Source organism: thiotrophic endosymbiont of Bathymodiolus puteoserpentis (Logatchev) (assembly GCF_900127505.1).
Lineage (GTDB): Bacteria > Pseudomonadota > Gammaproteobacteria > PS1 > Pseudothioglobaceae > Thiodubiliella.
On record NZ_UEXF01000027.1, the window covers coordinates 79142 to 97572 of the forward strand.

The window sequence follows — 18431 nt, forward strand, 5'->3', positions numbered from 1 at the left end:
TTAAAAAAAATCACCAAGTGGGCAAAAATTGGCTTTTGCCAATCACCCCTATTTATGCAAAGGCCTCTAAAAATAAAAAAAGCCATGCTAACTTACATTAGCATGGCTTTCTTTATTTAAGTAGTAATAACTGCTACTGTTCAGCGGATGCTTGCGTCTCTGCGTCTGCTTCACTCAATTCAGCTGAAAGTTGCGCCTCTGCTTCTGCAGTTTGCATGGTATTTTCTACACGACGAGCCTTACGCTCCTGATGATGAACAAAGCCTGTGCCTGCTGGAATTAAACGACCAACAATCACATTTTCCTTAAGACCTAGTAAATTATCAACACGACCTGTAGTCGATGCCTCAGTTAATACACGCGTTGTCTCTTGGAACGATGCTGCAGAAATAAATGACTCAGTTGCTAATGACGCTTTAGTAATACCCATTAGCAATCTTTGATAAACCACCAAGTCTTTACCTTGTGCTACTAGCTGTTTATTCATATCTATCACACGAGCATACTCAGCTGTTTCTCCATTCACTAAGTTAGAATCACCTGTGTCAAGCACTTCTACCTTGCGTAACATTTGTTTAACAATCACCTCAATATGCTTATCGGAAATATTTACACCTTGTAGACGGTAAACATTCTGCACCTCTTTAATCACATAACTCGCCAGTGCTTCTACGCCTAATAAACGCAAAATATCATGCGGGTTTGACGGTCCATCAGAGATCACATCACCCTTTTCAACAGTCTCACCATCAAACACATTAATTTGACGCCATTTATGAATCATCATCTCAGTGGCTTCGCCCTCTTGTGAAGTAATTATCAAGCGCTCCTTAGACTTAGTCGGATTACCAAAACTAACAATACCACTTACTTCTGCAAGAATTGAATGGTCTTTCGCTTTGCGCGCTTCAAACAAATCTGCAACACGCGGTAGTCCACCCGTAATATCACTGGTCTTAGATTGGTCTTTAGGGATCTTCGCTAAAACTTCACCTGCTGTAATTACCTGATTGTCTTCTAAATTAATCTTAACTCCTGATGGTAAGTAGTGTGTTGATAATACAACTTCAGAATCTTTTGCTTCAACGACTTTAATCATCGGCTTCAAACCTTTCGCTGCTGCTGAGCGTTCACCTTCATCAATCATTTCGAAGAAAACAAGCCCCGTTAATGGGTCTGTGTTTTTATTGACCGTTATACCTTCCACGAAGTCAACAAAAATCACACGACCTGCTTGCTCAGAAATAATGGGATGCGTATGTGGGTCCCAGTCCGCAATCTTGTCTTTTGCCTTAACTTTACCGCCATCTTTAACATGAGCAATTGCACCATAAGGAATCTTATATCGCTCAACCTCTTGACCTTTGGCATTACGAATGGTAACCTCAGTAGAACGAGAAATAACCACTAAGTCGCCATTCACATTGGTGATTGATTTAAGACTTTCGAAATGTGCGATACCATCATTATCAATATTGATGCTACTCACTGTTGTTGATGCAGATGCTGCACCACCAATGTGGAAAGTACGCATGGTCAACTGTGTGCCTGGCTCACCAATTGACTGCGCTGCAATCACACCAACTGCTTCACCAACACCAATCTTATGACCTCGTGCCATGTCATTACCATAACAAGAAGCACACACGCCGTAACGCGCATCACAAGTAATAGTAGAACGCGCCTTAATAGACTCTACACCCACTTTATTAATCTTGTCTGAATCCTCTAATGTTACTAAGTGACCCTTGGGTAGTAATATTTTCTTTGAATCCGGTACCATAACATCTTCAGCCATTACACGACCTAACACTGCCTTGCCTAATGTCTGCACAATATTACCACCCTCAATGGTTGCTTTCATCATCAAGCCATTTTCTGTACCACAATCTTCTTCATTCACAACTAAATCTTGTGCAACATCAACCAAACGACGCGTCAAGTAACCTGAGTTCGCTGTTTTAAGTGCTGTATCAGCCAAACCTTTACGTGCACCATGTGTTGAAATAAAGTATTGCATATTATTCAAGCCTTCACGGAAGTTTGAAGTAATGGGTGTTTCAATAATTGAACCGTCTGGTTTTGCCATTAGACCACGCATACCCGCTAACTGACGCATCTGTGCAGGTGAACCACGCGCACCAGAGTCAGCCATCATATAAACCGAGTTAAACGATGGCAATTTTTGAATCTTACCATCACTGTCTTCAAAATTCTCAAAGCCGATTTCGTCCATCATTGCTTTCGCAACAGTCTCAGAAGTTCGTGACCAAATATCAATCACCTTGTTATAACGCTCACCATCAGTCACCACGCCTTGTGCGTACTGCTTCTGAACCTCTTTAACTTGTGTATTTGCCTCATCAATCATGCCCGCTTTACTATCAGGAATGGTCATATCGTTTGAACAAAATGAAATACCTGACTTGGTTGAGTATTGAAAGCCCATATACATCATTTGGTCGGCAAAGACTACTGTGTCTTTTAATTCTTGCGTTTGGTAACAAACATGAATTAAGTTTGACACTACTTTCTTGCTAATCGCTTTGTTAATCAAATCAAATGACAATCCAGCTGGCAAAATTCTTGAGAAAATCGCACGACCTACTGTGGTATCAACAATACGCTTGCTGGTTGACTGATATTTACCATCAACTTTTTCATAATCTTGAATGCGTAATTTAACTTTGGCGTGCAAAGAAGTAGCGCCTGATTCATAAGCATTTAATGCTTCAATGGCATTGGCAAAAATTAGTCCTTCGCCTTTTTGATTAATCATATCACGCGTCATATAATAAAGACCCAAGATTACATCCTGTGAAGGCACGATAATTGGCTCACCACTTGCAAGATGTAAAACATTATTAGAAGCCAACATTAGCGTTCTTGCTTCCAATTGTGCCTCTTCAGATAAAGGTACATGTACCGCCATTTGGTCACCATCAAAGTCAGCGTTAAATGCACCACAAACTAGTGGATGCAATTGAATTGCCTTGCCTTCAATCAGTAATGGCTCAAATGCTTGGATACCTAAACGGTGTAAGGTAGGTGCACGGTTTAATAACACTGGATGTTGATGCACAACTTTTTCTAAAATATCCCAAACTTCTGGCGTTTCTGCTTCTACCATTTTCTTCGCAGCTTTAATGGTTGACGCTAAATTTTGTGCTTGCAGACGGTTATAAATAAACGGCTTGAATAATTCTAATGCCATTTTCTTTGGCAATCCACATTGGTGCAATTTAAGATATGGACCACAAACAATCACTGAACGACCTGAATAATCAACACGCTTACCAAGTAAGTTCTGACGGAAACGACCTTGCTTACCCTTAATCATATCGGCAATTGATTTAAGCGGACGACGGTTATTACCCATTACCGCACGGCCACGACGACCATTGTCAATCAGTGAATCCACAGCTTCTTGCAACATACGCTTTTCGTTACGCACAATAATTTCAGGGGCATCTAATTCTAATAAACGCGCTAAACGATTATTACGATTAATAACACGACGGTATAAATCATTCAAATCAGAAGTCGCAAAACGACCGCCATCTAACGGCACTAATGGGCGCAGGTCTGGTGGAAGAATTGGTAACACATTAAGCACCATCCACTCAGGCTTATTACCTGATTGAATCAAAGAATCAACCAACTTCAAACGCTTATTATACTTCTTAAGCTTAGTCTGGCTTTTGGTGTTAAGACTATCTTCACGAAGGTTTGCCGCTTCTTTTTCAAGTTGCATTTCTTTTAGAATGTCTTGGATAGCTTCTGCACCCATTTTTGCCTCAAACTCATCATCGCCATATTCATCAAGTGCATCATAATACATCTCTTCAGTCAACAACTGCTTATATATTAATGGTGTTGAGCCTGGGTCTGTGACTAAGAATGCCTCAAAATATAAAACACGCTCAATATCTTTTAATGTCATATCCATCAATAGTCCAAGACGCGATGGTAACGATTTTAAATACCAAATATGCGCTACTGGTGCCGCTAAGTTGATATGACCCATGCGTTCACGACGCACCTTTGATAGGGTTACTTCAACACCACATTTTTCACAGACAACATTACGGAATTTCATACGCTTGTATTTGCCACATAAACACTCAAAGTCTTTCATTGGACCGAAAACTTTAGCACAAAACAAGCCTTCTCTTTCAGGTTTAAAAGTGCGATAGTTAATGGTTTCAGGTTTTTTTACCTCGCCATACGACCACGAACGAATCTTCTCAGGAGAAGCCAGGCCAACTCTAATGGCATCAAAATCTTGCTCTTTGTTTTGCTGTTTTAAAATTTGTAATAAATCTTTCATATTTACACTCCTAATTAGTGTTGTTCAAGTTCAACATCAATACCTAATGAACGAATTTCTTTAACCAATACATTAAAGGATTCTGGCATGACTGACTCAGTCAAATTCACCCCGTCAACAATGCTCTTATACATCTTCGCACGACCAGTAACATCGTCTGATTTAACGGTTAACATCTCACGCAATGTGTGTGCTGCACCATAAGCCTCTAATGCCCAAACTTCCATCTCACCAAAACGCTGACCACCAAATTGTGCTTTACCACTGAGTGGTTGCTGCGTTACTAATGAATAAGGCCCTGTTGAGCGTGCATGCATCTTGTCGTCAACTAAATGATTAAGCTTCAACATATGCATATAACCAACTGTTATTGGGCGGTCAAATGCTTCACCTGTGCGGCCATCGTAAAGTTGTTCTTGACCAGATTCTGGTAAATCAGCCAACTTTAATAATGATTTAATGTCTTTTTCTTTAATACCATCAAATACTGGTGTTGCCATTGGCACGCCTTCACGAAGGTTGTTTGCCAATTCAATAATTTCTTCATCGTTAAAGCTGTTTAAATCCTCTGTCTTACCGTAAGAATTATAAACCTTATCTAAGAAGGATCTAATTTCCTTGACCATTTCAGTGCGTTTTTCATCCAGCATCGCAGCAATCTTGTAGCCTAAGCCTTTGGCTGCATAACCTAAGTGAACTTCTAGCACCTGCCCAACATTCATTCGAGAGGGTACACCTAGCGGATTAAGCACAACATCAATAGTAGAGCCATCTGCTAAATAAGGCATATCTTCCACTGGAGATACGCGTGAAATAACACCTTTATTACCATGACGACCCGCCATCTTATCACCCACTTGGAGTGTTTTACGCGTCGCCACATAAACTTTAACCATCTTCATGACACCTGGTGGCAGTTCTGCATCTTCGTTAATCTTAGCGCGTTCATTTTTAAAGAAAGCATCAAACTCAACTTGTTTCGCTTTAGCCTGTTTAACCAATACTGCTACTTCTTTATTAACAGCTACATCTTTTACTTTAAGCTTTGCAAACTCTTCATTGGTTAAAGGTTTCATATTTTTAGCACTTAGTTTCTCACCCGCCTTAATACCAGCAACAGCTTTTGTTACTTCATTACCTGAAAGTTTGAGGCGAATACGACGGAAAATATCACCATCAATAATACCAAACTCATCGTCAATATCTTTCCTGATTTTCGCCAATCTGTTTTCATCAATACTTTGTGCTCTTGCGTCCTTTTCAACGCTATCACGGGTAAAGACCTGTACATCAATAACTACACCAGATTTTGATGCACCAATACGCAACGAAGAGTCTTTGACATTGTTGGCTTTTTCACCAAAAATAGCACGCAATAATTTCTCTTCTGGAGAAAGTACAGTTTCACTCTTAGGTGTCACTTTACCCACCAAAATATCGCCACCCTTAACACGAGCACCAACATAAACCACACCAACTTCATCAAGTTTAGCAAGCGCAGATTCACTAACATTCGGAATATCAGCTGTGATTTCCTCAGGACCTAAAGTAGTGTCACGCGCATAAGAAGTCAATTCTTCAATATGAATGGTAGTGTAGCGGTCTTCTTGTATAACACGTTCAGAAATTAAAATTGAATCTTCAAAATTATAGCCATTCCATGGCATAAAAGCGATTTTCATATTTTGACCCAACGCCAATTCACCTAAATCTGTTGAAGGACCGTCAGCCAAAACATCACCTGCTAATATTTTATCGCCAGTTTTAACCAAAGGTTTTTGGTTAATACAAGTATTCTGATTAGAGCGCGCGTATTTTGTAAGGTTGTAAATATCAACACCCAATTCACTAACTTTAGTCTGTTTAGAATCAACACGAATAACGATACGAGAAGCATCAACCGCTTCAACCACACCACTATGTTTAGCAGTCACACAAACACGAGAATCCGTTGCTACAACACGCTCAATACCTGTACCAACTAAAGGCTTCTCAGCACGAAGTGTTGGTACCGCTTGACGCTGCATATTTGAACCCATTAACGCACGGTTCGCGTCATCATGCTCTAAGAACGGAATCAACGATGCTGCCACGGATGCAATTTGCTTAGAGTCAATATCAATTAAAGTGACATCTTCAGAATTTACCAAAACAAATTCATTCTTATGACGACAAGAAATTAAATCATCCATCAGCTTACCTTTTGTATCAACACTGGCATTTGCCTGTGCAATAGTATGTGTGATTTCATCAATCGCAGAAACATAAATAACTTCATCAGTGACCTTACCACTCTTAACCACTTGATACGGCGTCTCTAAAAAGCCGTAATTATTGGTTTTAGCATAAACTGCCAGCGTATTAATCAAACCAATATTTGGACCTTCTGGTGTTTCAATTGGACATAGGCGACCATAGTGTGATGGATGAACATCGCGTACTTCAAAACCAGCACGCTCACGCGTCAAACCACCTGGACCTAAAGCAGAAATACGACGCTTGTGTGTGATACCTGATAATGGATTTACTTGGTCCATAAATTGAGACAACTGAGAAGAACCAAAAAACTCTTTAACCGCAGCTGACACTGGATTAGAATTAATCAAATCTTGTGGTGTTAATTCATCTGTTTCAGCTAAGTTCAGACCTTCTTTAACTGCCTTTTCAACGCGTACTAAACCAATTCTAAATTGGTTCTCAATCATTTCACCGATTGCTCTTACGCGTCTATTCGCAAGCGTATCAACATCATCAACAGAATCCTTACCATCTTTAATGTTAATTAGTAATTTAACAACATTCAAAATATCTTCGTTCATCAACACATGTTCGCCTGTTTCAGCCTCAATGCCTAAACGACGATTAAGCTTCATACGACCTACCTTAGAAAGATCATAGCGTTCATTCTTAAAGAATAGATTGTTAAACAATAAATTAACCGCATCTTCCGTTGCTGGCTCACCTGGGCGCATCACATGATAAATAGACATACGCGCTTCAATTTCAGTTTGCGTCTCATCTAAGCGCAAAGTATCAGAAATATAAGCACCTGTCTCAGATTCATTGATATAAAGGATTTCAAGTTTCTTAATCTTGTTAGCTATGATTAATTCTAATACTTCTTCGCTAATAACTGTATTAGCAGCGATTAGAATTTCACCTGTTTCTTTATCGATAACATCCTGCGAAACAACTTTATCTAATAAATACTCAAATGGTGTATTAATTGATTTTACGCCTTCTTTTTCTAAGATTTTTGTGTGCTTAGTCGTAATACGACGACCTTTTTCAATCACAACATCTTTACCTGACTTAATATCAAATTCAGCAATTGTACCGCGTAATTTGGCAGGAGATAAACCCACATCGCAAGATTTTGCTTTAAGCGTAACATCAAGTTTCTCAAAAAATGTATCAAGAATTACACTTGAATCAAGGCCCATTGCACGCAATAATGTAGTTGCTGGTAATTTACGACGACGGTCAATTCGCACATATAAATGCTCGTGATGGTCAAATTCAAAATCCAACCATGAACCACGGTAAGGAATAATACGAGATGAGAATAAAATCTTACCTGAAGAGTGCGTCTTGCCTTTATCGTGTTCAAAAATAACACCTGGTGACCTATGCAATTGAGATACCACAACACGCTCAGTACCATTAATAACAAAAGTACCTGTGTCAGTCATCAATGGCAATTGACCTAAATAAACATCTTCTTCAATAACTTGCTTAATTTTTCGCTTCTTCTTTAAAGTTGAACCATTTTTATCAAATAAAACTAAATTTAATTTAACACGCAATATTGAAGCAAAAGTAGTGCCGCGTAATTTACACTCTTCAACATTAAATTTCGGCTGTTGTAGTTCATAATCTACATATTCAATTTCTGCATAACCGTTATTCGCTGTAATTGGAAAAACAGATTGAAAAACTGCATGCAAGCCAACATCTTCTTTTTCTTCTTTGCCTGCTTGAATAAAACCGTTAAACGATTCAATCTGGATAGCCAGTAAATCTGGTTCAGTTAAAATTGATTCTCTTGAACCAAAATTATTTCTAATTCGCTTTTTTTCAGTAAATGAATAAGCCATAATACCTCGCATTATTTAATCTTACAATTTAAAAAAGACAATCTATTAAGAAAGTCTCTAAGAGATCAAAAAACCTCTTTTAATAATAGGGTCAATCTATAAACCTTTATAGACTGATAACGCACTCAATAAGAGTACAAAAACACCAAAATCCCCTCACGGGGATTCTGGGTTTTTCGTAGAGCTAATTATTTAAGTTCTACGCTAGCACCAGCTTCTTCAAGCTGCTTCTTGACATCTTCAGATTCTGCTTTAGACGCGCCTTCTTTAATGGCAACAGGTGCTGATTCAACCATATCTTTAGCCTCTTTAAGACCAAGACCAGTGATACCGCGTACTGCTTTAATAACAGCAACTTTCTTCTCACCAAAACTAGTCAACATTACATCAAACTCGTCTTTTTCTTCTACCGCTGCTGCACTAGCATCTGCCGCTGCTGCAACTGGTGCTGCTGCTACAGCAGCAGATACACCAAACTTCTCTTCCATTGCTGAAACCAGTTCAACAACATCCATTACTGACATATCAGCAATTGCATTTAAAATATCTTCATTGGTTAATTTAGCCATGATATTTACTCCTTTTTATTTATATTTATTATTGTTTTTGTTGTGCCACTGCTGAAACCACTCGAGTCACTTGACCAAGAACATCATTTAGACTCCTTGCTAGTTTTTCAACTGGTGCCAACATCAATGCCATCACTAAGCTAATCGCTTGGTCTTTAGTTGGCAAATCTGCAATGCGCTTAAGTTCACTTGCTTCCACAAAGTCACCTGAAACACCCAGACCTCTAACAACTAAATCTTCGTTTTCCTTAACGAAATCTTTGAATACTCGTGCCACCGCACCTGGGTCTTCTTGTGAAAAACCAAGAACTACCGGTCCGCTCAACACAGGCATCACACATTCACACGCTGTATTCTCTAACGCTCTTTTTGCCAAGGTATTTTTTACGACGCGTAAAGAAACATTTGCATCTATTGCGCTAGCACGTAGATTAGTCATTTGCTCAACTGTTAACCCGCGATACTCAGCTACACCAACAGAAATACTACTCTGTGCGAGTGCATTTACTTGCTTAACAACAACTTTTTTTGCTTCAAGATTTAGAGCCATTTTGTCTCTCTCCTAAACAGTTTAAAAAAGAAAGTTATAAAATTTTATAACTTTCACCCTAGAGTATTCTCATACCCTCTACATAGGCTGAGTGTGTTACCACTCACTTAAACAAACACTCCAGGAGGAATATCTGCACCTATGGTCTTTGAGGTCATAGAATAATTCTAAGACCTAAAAGAATTTTTTTTAGTCTAAACTAAATATCTACTGAGGCTAAATCAACACTTAGGCCTGGACCCATCGTTGATGAAACACTTATTTTTTTAAAGTAAATACCCTTAGCCGAACTAGGTTTTGCTTTTTTCAATGCTTCCATTAAAGCAGTAATATTTTCAGCCAATGCATCTGCAGTAAATGAAGCTTTACCAATGCCAGCATGAATAATCGCCGCTTTGTCCGTACGATAGCGCACCTGACCTGCTTTTGCATTATTAACCGCAGTTGCAACATCTGGTGTTACTGTGCCGACTTTAGGATTAGGCATCAAACCACGAGGACCTAATATTTGACCTAAACGACCAACAACACCCATTGCATCTGGAGAAGCAATCACAACATCGTAGTTAAGGTCACCATCCTGCATTGATTTCATTAAGTCCTCCATACCAACAACATCAGCACCCGCTGCTTTTGCTTTTTCTATATTATCACCTTGCGTAAATACCGCAACACGCACTGATTTTCCAGTACCGTTTGGCAAAACTACTGCGCCACGTACATTTTGGTCAGATTTATTTGCATCAACACCAAGATTGACACTCACATCAATAGACTCATCAAATTTTGCTGTTGAACACTCTTTTAATAATGTCAACGCTTCAATCATTGCATAACGCTTATCAGCTTCAATTTTTTCTTCGATATTTTTTTGTTTTTTTGTTAATTTAGCCATTGTCTCAGCCCTCCACTTCAACACCCATTGAACGGGCTGTACCAGCAATAATACTCACTGCTGCATCCATATCATTTGCATTTAAATCTTTCATTTTAATACTTGCAACTTCTTCTAATTGTGCACGAGTAATCTTGCCAACTTTGTCAGTATGTGGCACACCACTGCCTTTTTTAATGCCTGTTACTTTTAAAATTAACAATGCTGCTGGCGGTGTCTTAGTAATAAAGGTAAAACTACGATCACTATAAACTGTGATAACCACTGGCACCTTCATACCTTTATCAATGTCTTGCGTTGAAGCGTTGAACGCTTTACAGAAATCCATAATATTCACACCATGTTGACCTAATGCCGGGCCTACTGGAGGTGATGGATTTGCCTCTTGTGCTGGAATCTGCAGCTTAATATAGGATTCAATTTTCTTAGCCATTTTTCTTTCCTCGAGGGTTTTCCCTCATTTTGGGTGCAAGCGCTGTGTTAAGAGCTCCCCTGTTAAATTAAGTCTTCTGTACTTGAGAAAACTCTAATTCTACTGGTGTAGTGCGTCCAAAAATCAACACCTCTACTTTCAGTAAATTCTTTTCATAATCAACTGATTCAACCGTACCATTAAACTCATTAAATGGACCATCAATAACCAAAATTTCTTCACCTGGTTGATAAGCAACCTTGGGCTTAGGCTTGTCAGCACCTTCTTGCACGCGTGCCATAATCTTATCAACCTCACGCTGTGTAATTGGCGATGGCTTACCCGAAGACCCGCCAATAAATCCAATCACATTGTTGGTATTTTTTACCAATAACCAACTTGGCTCAGTTAATTCCATATTGATTAACATATAACCTGGGAAAAATTTACGCTCAGCTGTTTTCTTCTGTCCATCTTTTAACTCTACCACTTTCTCAGTTGGAATCATGACATCACCAAGTAAGTCTGATAGCCCTTCTCTATCAATTGCCTCTTCAATTGTGGCCTTTACTTTTGCTTCATAACCGCTTCTCGCGTGGAGTACATACCATCTTTTAGACATCTTTAAAAACCTCTTTTTAATTTGTTAATAATTGCACAGCCCAAGTAAAGAATGCATCAACAATCCACAAGAAAATAGCGACGATAATTACCGCTACCATAATCATGCCGGTTGTCTTAATAGTTTCATCCTTCGTCGGCCAAACAACTTTGCGTAATTCAATTTTTGTTTCTTTTAAAAACGCACTAAATTGGATGCCTTGTGGCGATTTGAAAAACACAAATCCTGCTATTACTAAACCCGCCAGTAAAACTAACACCTTATAAAGTGTTACATTTAACTCCAACGGGTCTAAATAGAAAAGCGCAAGAAAACCCACTACAATTAGAAGCGATACAATCACGCCTATTGATGATTCTGATCTAACTTGATTCTCTACATTCTTACTCACATTACATCCTTTAATATGGCAGGCAAGGAGGGACTCGAACCCCCAACCAACGGTTTTGGAGACCGCCACTCTACCAATTGAGCCACTTGCCTAAAATTAAAAAAAATGCCTCTACCAATCCTATGGACTGCTAAAGGTATTTTTTATAAGACTCAAAATTGAGCCACTTACTTTTTCTATTTCTTAATCTGTCATCCGTTATAAATGCTAAAAACCAATGTCTTAGTCAGTTACTTTCGAGACAACGCCCGCACCAACCGTGCGTCCACCTTCTCTAATAGCAAATCTCAAACCATCTTCCATTGCGATTGGCGACAACAACTCTACTTCCATCTTGACATTATCGCCTGGCATTACCATCTCCACATCTTTTGGCAACTGACAAGCACCGGTTACATCCGTTGTTCTGAAGTAGAACTGTGGACGGTAGTTATTAAAGAATGGAGTGTGTCTTCCACCTTCATCCTTACTTAACACATAAATCTCAGCCTCAAACTTTGCATGTGGTTTAATAGAACCAGGCTTAGCCAATACTTGACCACGCTCCACATCTTCTCGTTTAGTGCCGCGAAGTAGAACACCGACATTATCGCCAGCCTCACCAGAATCCAACAACTTACGGAACATCTCAACACCTGTACAGATTGTTGTTTGCGTATCTCTAATACCAACAATCTCAATTTCATCATTAACATTAACAACACCTGCTTCAATACGACCCGTTACAACAGTACCACGACCTGAAATTGAGAACACATCTTCAATTGGCATAATAAAAGTTTTATCTGTATCGCGTTTAGGGGTTGGAATGTACGAATCTAGCGCTTCAACCAACTTAAAGATTGAAGGTACACCAATCTCTGATGTGTCACCCTCTAACGCCTTAAGTGCAGAACCAAAAATAACTGGTGTATCATCACCTGGGAAATCATACTCAGTCAATAATTCACGAATCTCCATCTCAACTAATTCTACTAACTCTTCATCATCAACCATATCGGCTTTGTTCATGTAAACAAGAATATAAGGTACGCCTACCTGCTTAGACAAAAGAATGTGCTCACGCGTTTGAGCCATTGGACCATCCGTTGCAGCAATAACGATAATAGCACCGTCCATCTGCGCAGCACCTGTAATCATATTCTTAACATAATCAGCATGACCCGGGCAATCAACATGAGCGTAATGACGATTCTCTGACTCGTACTCTACATGCGCTGTTGAAATCGTAATACCGCGTTCTCTTTCTTCAGGTGCATTATCAATATCTGCATAGTCGTTGAACTCACCACCGTTAGCCTCAGCCATAACTTTAGTTATCGCTGCTGTTAGCGTTGTTTTACCATGGTCAACATGGCCAATTGTGCCTACATTTACATGGGGTTTGGTTCTTTCGAATTTTTCTTTTGACATATTATTACTCCTGAATACTTTGTGTTATTTGTTTAATTTTTCGATGACATCATCGGCAACATTTTTCGGTGCTGCGGTGTACTTTGAGAATTCCATTGAGTAGCTTGCACGACCTTGAGTTGCAGAACGCAGGTCGTTTGCATAACCAAACATTTCAGCTAAGGGAACATCTGCTTTTAACTGTTTGCCATTAGGAAGGTCTTCCATCGCACCCACTAGACCACGACGCCTGTTTAAATCGCCCATTACATCACCCATATACTCTTCAGGAGTAACAATTTCAACCGCCATCATTGGCTCAAGTAGTTGAGGATTAGCCATTCTAACGCCTTCGCTCAAACACTTAGATGCAGCAATCTTAAACGCCATTTCATTTGAGTCAACATCATGGTAAGAACCATCATAAACAGTCACTTTCATATCAACCAATGGGAAGCCTGCTAGGACACCGTTTTCCATTTGCTCCTGAATACCTTTGTTAACCGCAGGTACATATTCCTTAGGAATAACGCCACCTTTAATTTCGTCAACAAATTCATAACCTGCACCTGGCTCTTGCGGCTCAATGCGTAGATAAACATGTCCGTATTGACCACGACCACCCGATTGTTTAGCAAATTTATGCTGATGTTCAACCATTGTGGTAATCGCCTCTCGGTAGGCAACTTGTGGTGCGCCAACATTACATTCAACATCAAATTCACGACGCATACGGTCAACAATAATATCCAAATGAAGCTCACCCATACCTGCAATAATGGTTTGTCCTGACTCTTCGTCACTTGAAACACGAAATGATGGATCTTCAGCAGCGAGTTTACCTAATGCAATACCCATTTTTTCCTGATCAACTTTGGTTTTAGGCTCAACAGCTAAGGCGATAACTGGCTCAGGGAATTCCATTCTTTCTAGCACGATTTTCTCTTTCATGTCACACAGTGTGTCACCCGTGGTTACATCTTTAAGCCCAATCGCTGCCGCAATATCGCCAGCACGCACTTCTTTAATTTCGTCACGCTCGTTTGAGTGCATTTGCACCATACGACCAATACGCTCTTTCTTGCCCTTGGACGAATTATAGACAAAATCACCTGCCTTTAACACGCCAGAATAGACACGGAAGAATGTCAGTGTGCCCACAAATGGGTCAGTTGCAATCTTAAATGCTAGCGCTGAAAATGGCTCATCATCGTCAGCCTTTCTAGGTGCTTTGGTTTCATCTTTGTCATCCAAAACACCTTCAATTGCGTCCACATCTAACGGCGATGGCATGTACATAATGATTGCATCTAATGCTGCTTGTACACCTTTGTTTTTAAAAGCGGAACCACAAAACATTGGAATAATATGATTACCAATACATTGAGAGCGAATACCTTCTTTAATTTCATCAGCTGACAATTCACCTTCTTCCAAGTATTTTTCCATTAACTCATCATTGGCTTCGGCTGCAGACTCAATCATAAATTCACGCTTCTCATCTGCTAAATCTTGCAACTCTGCTGGAATATCCTTAGTTTCATAAGTGGCGCCTTGGTCTGCTTCATTCCAATAAATGGCTTTCATGGTGATTAAATCAACCACACCTTTAAAGTCTTCTTCAGCACCGATGGCAATTTGCATTGGCACTGGATTTGCACCTAGACGAATTTTAATTTGCTCACAAACACGCAAAAAATCAGCACCCGCTCTGTCCATTTTATTAACAAAACCAATTCTCGGTACATTGTATTTATTGGCTTGGCGCCAAACAGTCTCAGACTGAGGCTCTACACCGCCAACTGCACAAAATAAAGCCAATGCACCATCTAATACTTTAAGAGAACGCTCAACTTCAATGGTAAAGTCAACGTGTCCTGGGGTGTCAATAATATTGATACGGTGCTCTTCAAACTGCTCGTCCATACCTTTCCACATACAAGTAGTTGCTGCAGAAGTAATGGTAATACCACGCTCTTGCTCTTGCTCCATCCAGTCCATGGTTGCACCACCATCATGTACTTCACCAATTTTGTGAGTACGACCTGTGTACAAAAGCACGCGTTCAGTGGTGGTTGTCTTGCCAGCATCAATGTGTGCCATAACACCGACATTACGATAGCGACTTAGGGGGTGATTTCTTGCCATTTTCTTAAATCCTTAAATTTACCAGCGGAAGTGGGCAAACGCTTTGTTTGCTTCTGCCATTCTATGTGTATCTTCTTTTTTCTTAAACGCAGTACCGCGGTTTTGAACTGCGTCCAATACCTCACCTGCTAATCTTAATTTCATACCTTTTTCACCACGCTTGCGTGATGCTTCAATAATCCAACGCATTGCCAAGGCAATTTTACGCTCAGACCTTACTTCAACAGGCACTTGATAGGTTGAACCACCAACACGACGAGATTTAATCTCAACTGCTGGTCCAATATTATCTAAAGCTTGCTTGAAAGTCTCAATTGGCTCGGCATTGCCCTTAGACTCGATTGTGTCTAATGCATCATAAACGATCTTCTCAGCTACAGATTTTTTGCCATCTAACATTAAAATGTTGACAAATTTAGCCAATACTAAATCACCAAACTTCGGGTCTGGTAGGATTTCTCTTTTAGGTGCGGATCTTCTTCTCATAGTTCTATTTCTCTTGTTTTAAATAAGTTTATTTCTTTGGTTTTTTAGTGCCATATTTTGAACGACCTTGCATTCTGCCGTCAACACCAACAGTATCTAATGCACCACGAACGGTATGGTAACGAACACCAGGTAAATCTTTAACACGACCACCACGAATCAAAATCACTGAGTGCTCTTGTAGGTTGTGACCTTCACCACCAATATAAGTCGTTACTTCGGCAGCGTTAGTTAATCTAACACGGGCAACTTTTCTTAGCGCCGAGTTAGGCTTCTTAGGTGTTGTGGTATAGACACGAGTACATACGCCTCGCTTTTGTGGGCAGCTGTCTAATGCCGGCACACCACTTTTTGTTATCTTCTTTTTGCGTGGATTACGCACTAATTGATTAACTGTTGACATAAATATTGTTCTCCAAAAATCTCTAAATAATTTTCATTAATATTAATCACTCTCGGTTTTTTGGAGCAATAAAGAGCGGGATTATACTGTGTTGGATTATTCTAGTCAATAAGTTTTATGTTTTTTTTACCAACTTATCCAATAAAAAACCACTGGCACGATTTAGCATCTCAAATACATCATCAAAACGCCCTTCAAAATATGGATCAGGCACACCTTTACCCTTATTTTGTGGAATGTTGTCAAGCATTAGAGCGAGTTTGTGTTGATGTTCTGATGGGCAAATATCTTGTAAATCCACTAAATTGCTAGCATCCATAGCAAAAATATAATCATAATGATAAAAATCCGACTCATGCACTTGTCTAGCACGCTGACTAGATAAGTCCACATTGTATTTATACGCTGCAACTTGGGAACGAGAATCAGGTTGCTCGCCAATATGATAGGCGTGTGTTCCTGCTGAATCAATCTCAAACAAATCTTGCACGCCGTACTTTTGCATTTGCGAGTGAAAAGCACCTTCGGCAGTTGGTGAGCGACAAATATTACCCATACAAACAAATAAAATTTTAGTTTTTTCCTTACTCATTACAATATAACTTAGATAAAATTCACCATTATATCAATTAAATATGCCCACTTACTCTATGCCAAATGATTTATTAAATTCTGCCAAGTCAGTTATTCTTACCGAAGCACAAGCCCTTACTCAGCTAGCCGAGAAACTTGACCAAAGTTTTGTAGATGCTTGTACACTTATTCAAAACTGCACAGGCAAGGTTATTTTAATTGGTATGGGTAAATCAGGACATATTGGTAATAAGATTGCTGCCACTTTTGCCTCTACTGGTACACCCGCTTTTGCAGTACATCCTGCTGAAGCAGGGCACGGTGATTTGGGTATGATTGAGCAAAATGATATTGCTATTTGCATTTCTTATTCGGGCGAATCTGATGAAATTATGACGCTTGTCCCAGTCATTAAACGCCTCGGTATTACTATTATCAGCATGACAGGCAACAAAGATTCTTCTATTGCAAAGATCAGTAATGTACATTTAGATGTTGGCGTGGAAAAAGAAGCTTGCCCACACAATTTAGCACCAACTTCATCCACCACAGTGGCGTTAGCCATGGGCGATGCTTTGGCAGTCAGTTTACTAAATAACAAAGGCTTTAGCCCAGATGATTTCGCCCGCTCTCACCCTAGTGGCGCACTTGGCAGACGCTTATTAACTTTTGTTAACAGTATTATGAAAACTGGCAATGATATACCCATCGTAAATAGCGATACCAAACTACTCAATGCCTTAATAGTAATGAGCCAAAAAGCCCTAGGTATGGTACTCATTACCGATGACAATACCTTAAAAGGCATCTTCACCGATGGTGACTTACGCCGCGTCCTAGAAACTCACTCCAACATCCAAACTCTAACCATCGGCAAAGTAATGACCAAAAACTACAAATCCATCTCAGCCGATAAACCTGCAATAGCAGCGGTAGCAATGATGGATGAATTTAATCTGAATTCACTGCCTGTGGTTGATGAAAATAATCAGGTAGTTGGTGCTATCAATACCCACACCCTAATGCAAGCAAAAATTATCTAAAAAATACTTAGTCGCCCCTTAAAAACCACTCCAAACAAACCAAAACCACCCATTTTTCCAACCATCTAAATCAACAAAACTGCTTTTTATCCAGCACCACAAAAAACCTTAGGTATTTTACAAAAAATAAGCCCAGTTTTTGCCAAAACAAAAAAATAGTGGCTATCACCAGCCATTTTCTCAAATTCCAAGCACAGGCAGCCATTAAAACATTAATCTCATCACCAACTTGCCCTTTGAGTAGGTTTCTAGAGAGTCTAAAATCTGATTTAAGATGTCCGATAATCGGCTCAATCGCTGCGCGTCTTTTACACAGTTTGCGCTTTTTGTCTTGTTGATAACGATTGTCTCGCTTAAGGGCTTTTTTAGGCAAAATGATGTTTGCACCGAGCACTACCTTTGCACCAACATAGCCTCGGTCGCATACCGCTTGTTTGATGGGTTTGTTTCTGTTGCTATTAGCATGGCTTATGGCAACATTTAAGGTTTTTGAGTCGTGAATATTTTTATCATGACTGGC

The 18431-nt window shown here is 39.6% G+C and carries 15 protein-coding genes and 1 tRNA gene; 1 reads left to right on the top strand and 15 read right to left on the bottom strand.

The genetic code is table 11. From position 1 onward, the window contains the following. Positions 1-133: 133 nt before the first annotated feature. The 14 genes from rpoC to BHECKSOX2_RS04240 all read right to left on the bottom strand — a co-directional run bounded on the left by rpoC (position 134) and on the right by BHECKSOX2_RS04240 (position 16887). Positions 134-4330, bottom strand: a complete 4197-nt coding sequence (gene rpoC / locus BHECKSOX2_RS04175) for a DNA-directed RNA polymerase subunit beta' (RefSeq protein ID WP_139682592.1) — start codon at positions 4328-4330, stop codon at positions 134-136. Positions 4331-4344: 14 nt separating this feature from the next. Beyond that, positions 4345-8427, bottom strand: a complete 4083-nt coding sequence (gene rpoB, locus BHECKSOX2_RS04180) for a DNA-directed RNA polymerase subunit beta (RefSeq protein ID WP_139682599.1) — start codon at positions 8425-8427, stop codon at positions 4345-4347. A gap of 188 nt (positions 8428-8615) precedes the next feature. Further along, entirely contained in the window at positions 8616-8996 is a 381-nt protein-coding gene (rplL, locus tag BHECKSOX2_RS04185) for a 50S ribosomal protein L7/L12 (protein WP_139682593.1), read from the bottom strand. Positions 8997-9024: 28 nt separating this feature from the next. After that, entirely contained in the window at positions 9025-9546 is a 522-nt protein-coding gene (rplJ, locus tag BHECKSOX2_RS04190; protein WP_090715616.1) for a 50S ribosomal protein L10, read from the bottom strand. Positions 9547-9745: 199 nt separating this feature from the next. Beyond that, positions 9746-10441 (bottom strand): 50S ribosomal protein L1, encoded by a 696-nt coding sequence (rplA, locus tag BHECKSOX2_RS04195; RefSeq protein ID WP_139682594.1) that lies wholly within the window; start codon positions 10439-10441, stop codon positions 9746-9748. A gap of 4 nt (positions 10442-10445) precedes the next feature. Continuing rightward, positions 10446-10874 (bottom strand): 50S ribosomal protein L11, encoded by a 429-nt coding sequence (gene rplK / locus BHECKSOX2_RS04200; protein ID WP_090715622.1) that lies wholly within the window; start codon positions 10872-10874, stop codon positions 10446-10448. Positions 10875-10941: 67 nt separating this feature from the next. Continuing rightward, positions 10942-11475, bottom strand: coding sequence for a transcription termination/antitermination protein NusG (nusG, locus tag BHECKSOX2_RS04205; RefSeq protein WP_139682595.1), 534 nt, complete (start codon positions 11473-11475; stop codon positions 10942-10944). Between the two features lie 16 nt (positions 11476-11491). Then, on the bottom strand, positions 11492-11866 hold the full coding sequence (gene secE / locus BHECKSOX2_RS04210) for a preprotein translocase subunit SecE (protein ID WP_090715626.1): 375 nt from the start codon (positions 11864-11866) through the stop codon (positions 11492-11494). A 16-nt stretch (positions 11867-11882) separates the two neighbouring features. Beyond that, a tRNA-Trp gene (locus tag BHECKSOX2_RS04215) sits at positions 11883-11958 on the bottom strand. A gap of 130 nt (positions 11959-12088) precedes the next feature. Further along, the gene (tuf, locus tag BHECKSOX2_RS04220; protein WP_139682596.1) at positions 12089-13279 is read right to left on the bottom strand and encodes an elongation factor Tu; all 1191 of its coding nucleotides are present in this window, start codon (positions 13277-13279) and stop codon (positions 12089-12091) included. A 24-nt stretch (positions 13280-13303) separates the two neighbouring features. Further along, positions 13304-15406: an elongation factor G gene (fusA, locus tag BHECKSOX2_RS04225; protein ID WP_139682597.1), complete on the bottom strand. Its 2103-nt coding sequence runs from the start codon at positions 15404-15406 to the stop codon at positions 13304-13306. A gap of 18 nt (positions 15407-15424) precedes the next feature. Beyond that, positions 15425-15892: a 30S ribosomal protein S7 gene (gene rpsG / locus BHECKSOX2_RS04230; protein WP_010646273.1), complete on the bottom strand. Its 468-nt coding sequence runs from the start codon at positions 15890-15892 to the stop codon at positions 15425-15427. 28 nt (positions 15893-15920) lie between these two features. Beyond that, entirely contained in the window at positions 15921-16295 is a 375-nt protein-coding gene (gene rpsL, locus BHECKSOX2_RS04235) for a 30S ribosomal protein S12 (protein ID WP_090715656.1), read from the bottom strand. A gap of 115 nt (positions 16296-16410) precedes the next feature. Then, the gene (locus tag BHECKSOX2_RS04240; protein WP_090715659.1) at positions 16411-16887 is read right to left on the bottom strand and encodes a low molecular weight protein-tyrosine-phosphatase; all 477 of its coding nucleotides are present in this window, start codon (positions 16885-16887) and stop codon (positions 16411-16413) included. Positions 16888-16930: 43 nt separating this feature from the next. On the opposite strand from BHECKSOX2_RS04240, the gene BHECKSOX2_RS04245 reads away from it, so the two are divergent. After that, positions 16931-17911 (top strand): KpsF/GutQ family sugar-phosphate isomerase, encoded by a 981-nt coding sequence (locus BHECKSOX2_RS04245; protein ID WP_180323651.1) that lies wholly within the window; start codon positions 16931-16933, stop codon positions 17909-17911. Between the two features lie 70 nt (positions 17912-17981). Here the strand turns inward: BHECKSOX2_RS04245 and BHECKSOX2_RS04250 are convergent. After that, positions 17982-18431 (bottom strand): transposase (locus BHECKSOX2_RS04250; protein WP_139682054.1); only part of this gene is annotated, 450 nt, incomplete at its 5' end.

Excerpts from the sequence above, each read along its gene's own strand:
- rpoB (WP_139682599.1), bottom strand. The coding sequence starts at position 8,427 with ATGGCTTATTCATTTACTGAAAAAAAGCGAATTAGAAATAATTTTGGT.
- rpsL (WP_090715656.1), bottom strand. The coding sequence starts at position 16,295 with ATGTCAACAGTTAATCAATTAGTGCGTAATCCACGCAAAAAGAAGATA.
- rpoC (WP_139682592.1), bottom strand. The coding sequence starts at position 4,330 with ATGAAAGATTTATTACAAATTTTAAAACAGCAAAACAAAGAGCAAGAT.
- tuf (WP_139682596.1), bottom strand. The coding sequence starts at position 13,279 with ATGTCAAAAGAAAAATTCGAAAGAACCAAACCCCATGTAAATGTAGGC.
- rplK (WP_090715622.1), bottom strand. The coding sequence starts at position 10,874 with ATGGCTAAGAAAATTGAATCCTATATTAAGCTGCAGATTCCAGCACAA.
- rplA (WP_139682594.1), bottom strand. The coding sequence starts at position 10,441 with ATGGCTAAATTAACAAAAAAACAAAAAAATATCGAAGAAAAAATTGAA.
- rpsG (WP_010646273.1), bottom strand. The coding sequence starts at position 15,892 with ATGAGAAGAAGATCCGCACCTAAAAGAGAAATCCTACCAGACCCGAAG.
- BHECKSOX2_RS04240 (WP_090715659.1), bottom strand. The coding sequence starts at position 16,887 with ATGAGTAAGGAAAAAACTAAAATTTTATTTGTTTGTATGGGTAATATT.
- rplJ (WP_090715616.1), bottom strand. The coding sequence starts at position 9,546 with ATGGCTCTAAATCTTGAAGCAAAAAAAGTTGTTGTTAAGCAAGTAAAT.
- nusG (WP_139682595.1), bottom strand. The coding sequence starts at position 11,475 with ATGTCTAAAAGATGGTATGTACTCCACGCGAGAAGCGGTTATGAAGCA.
- BHECKSOX2_RS04245 (WP_180323651.1), top strand. The coding sequence starts at position 16,931 with ATGCCCACTTACTCTATGCCAAATGATTTATTAAATTCTGCCAAGTCA.
- rplL (WP_139682593.1), bottom strand. The coding sequence starts at position 8,996 with ATGGCTAAATTAACCAATGAAGATATTTTAAATGCAATTGCTGATATG.
- fusA (WP_139682597.1), bottom strand. The coding sequence starts at position 15,406 with ATGGCAAGAAATCACCCCCTAAGTCGCTATCGTAATGTCGGTGTTATG.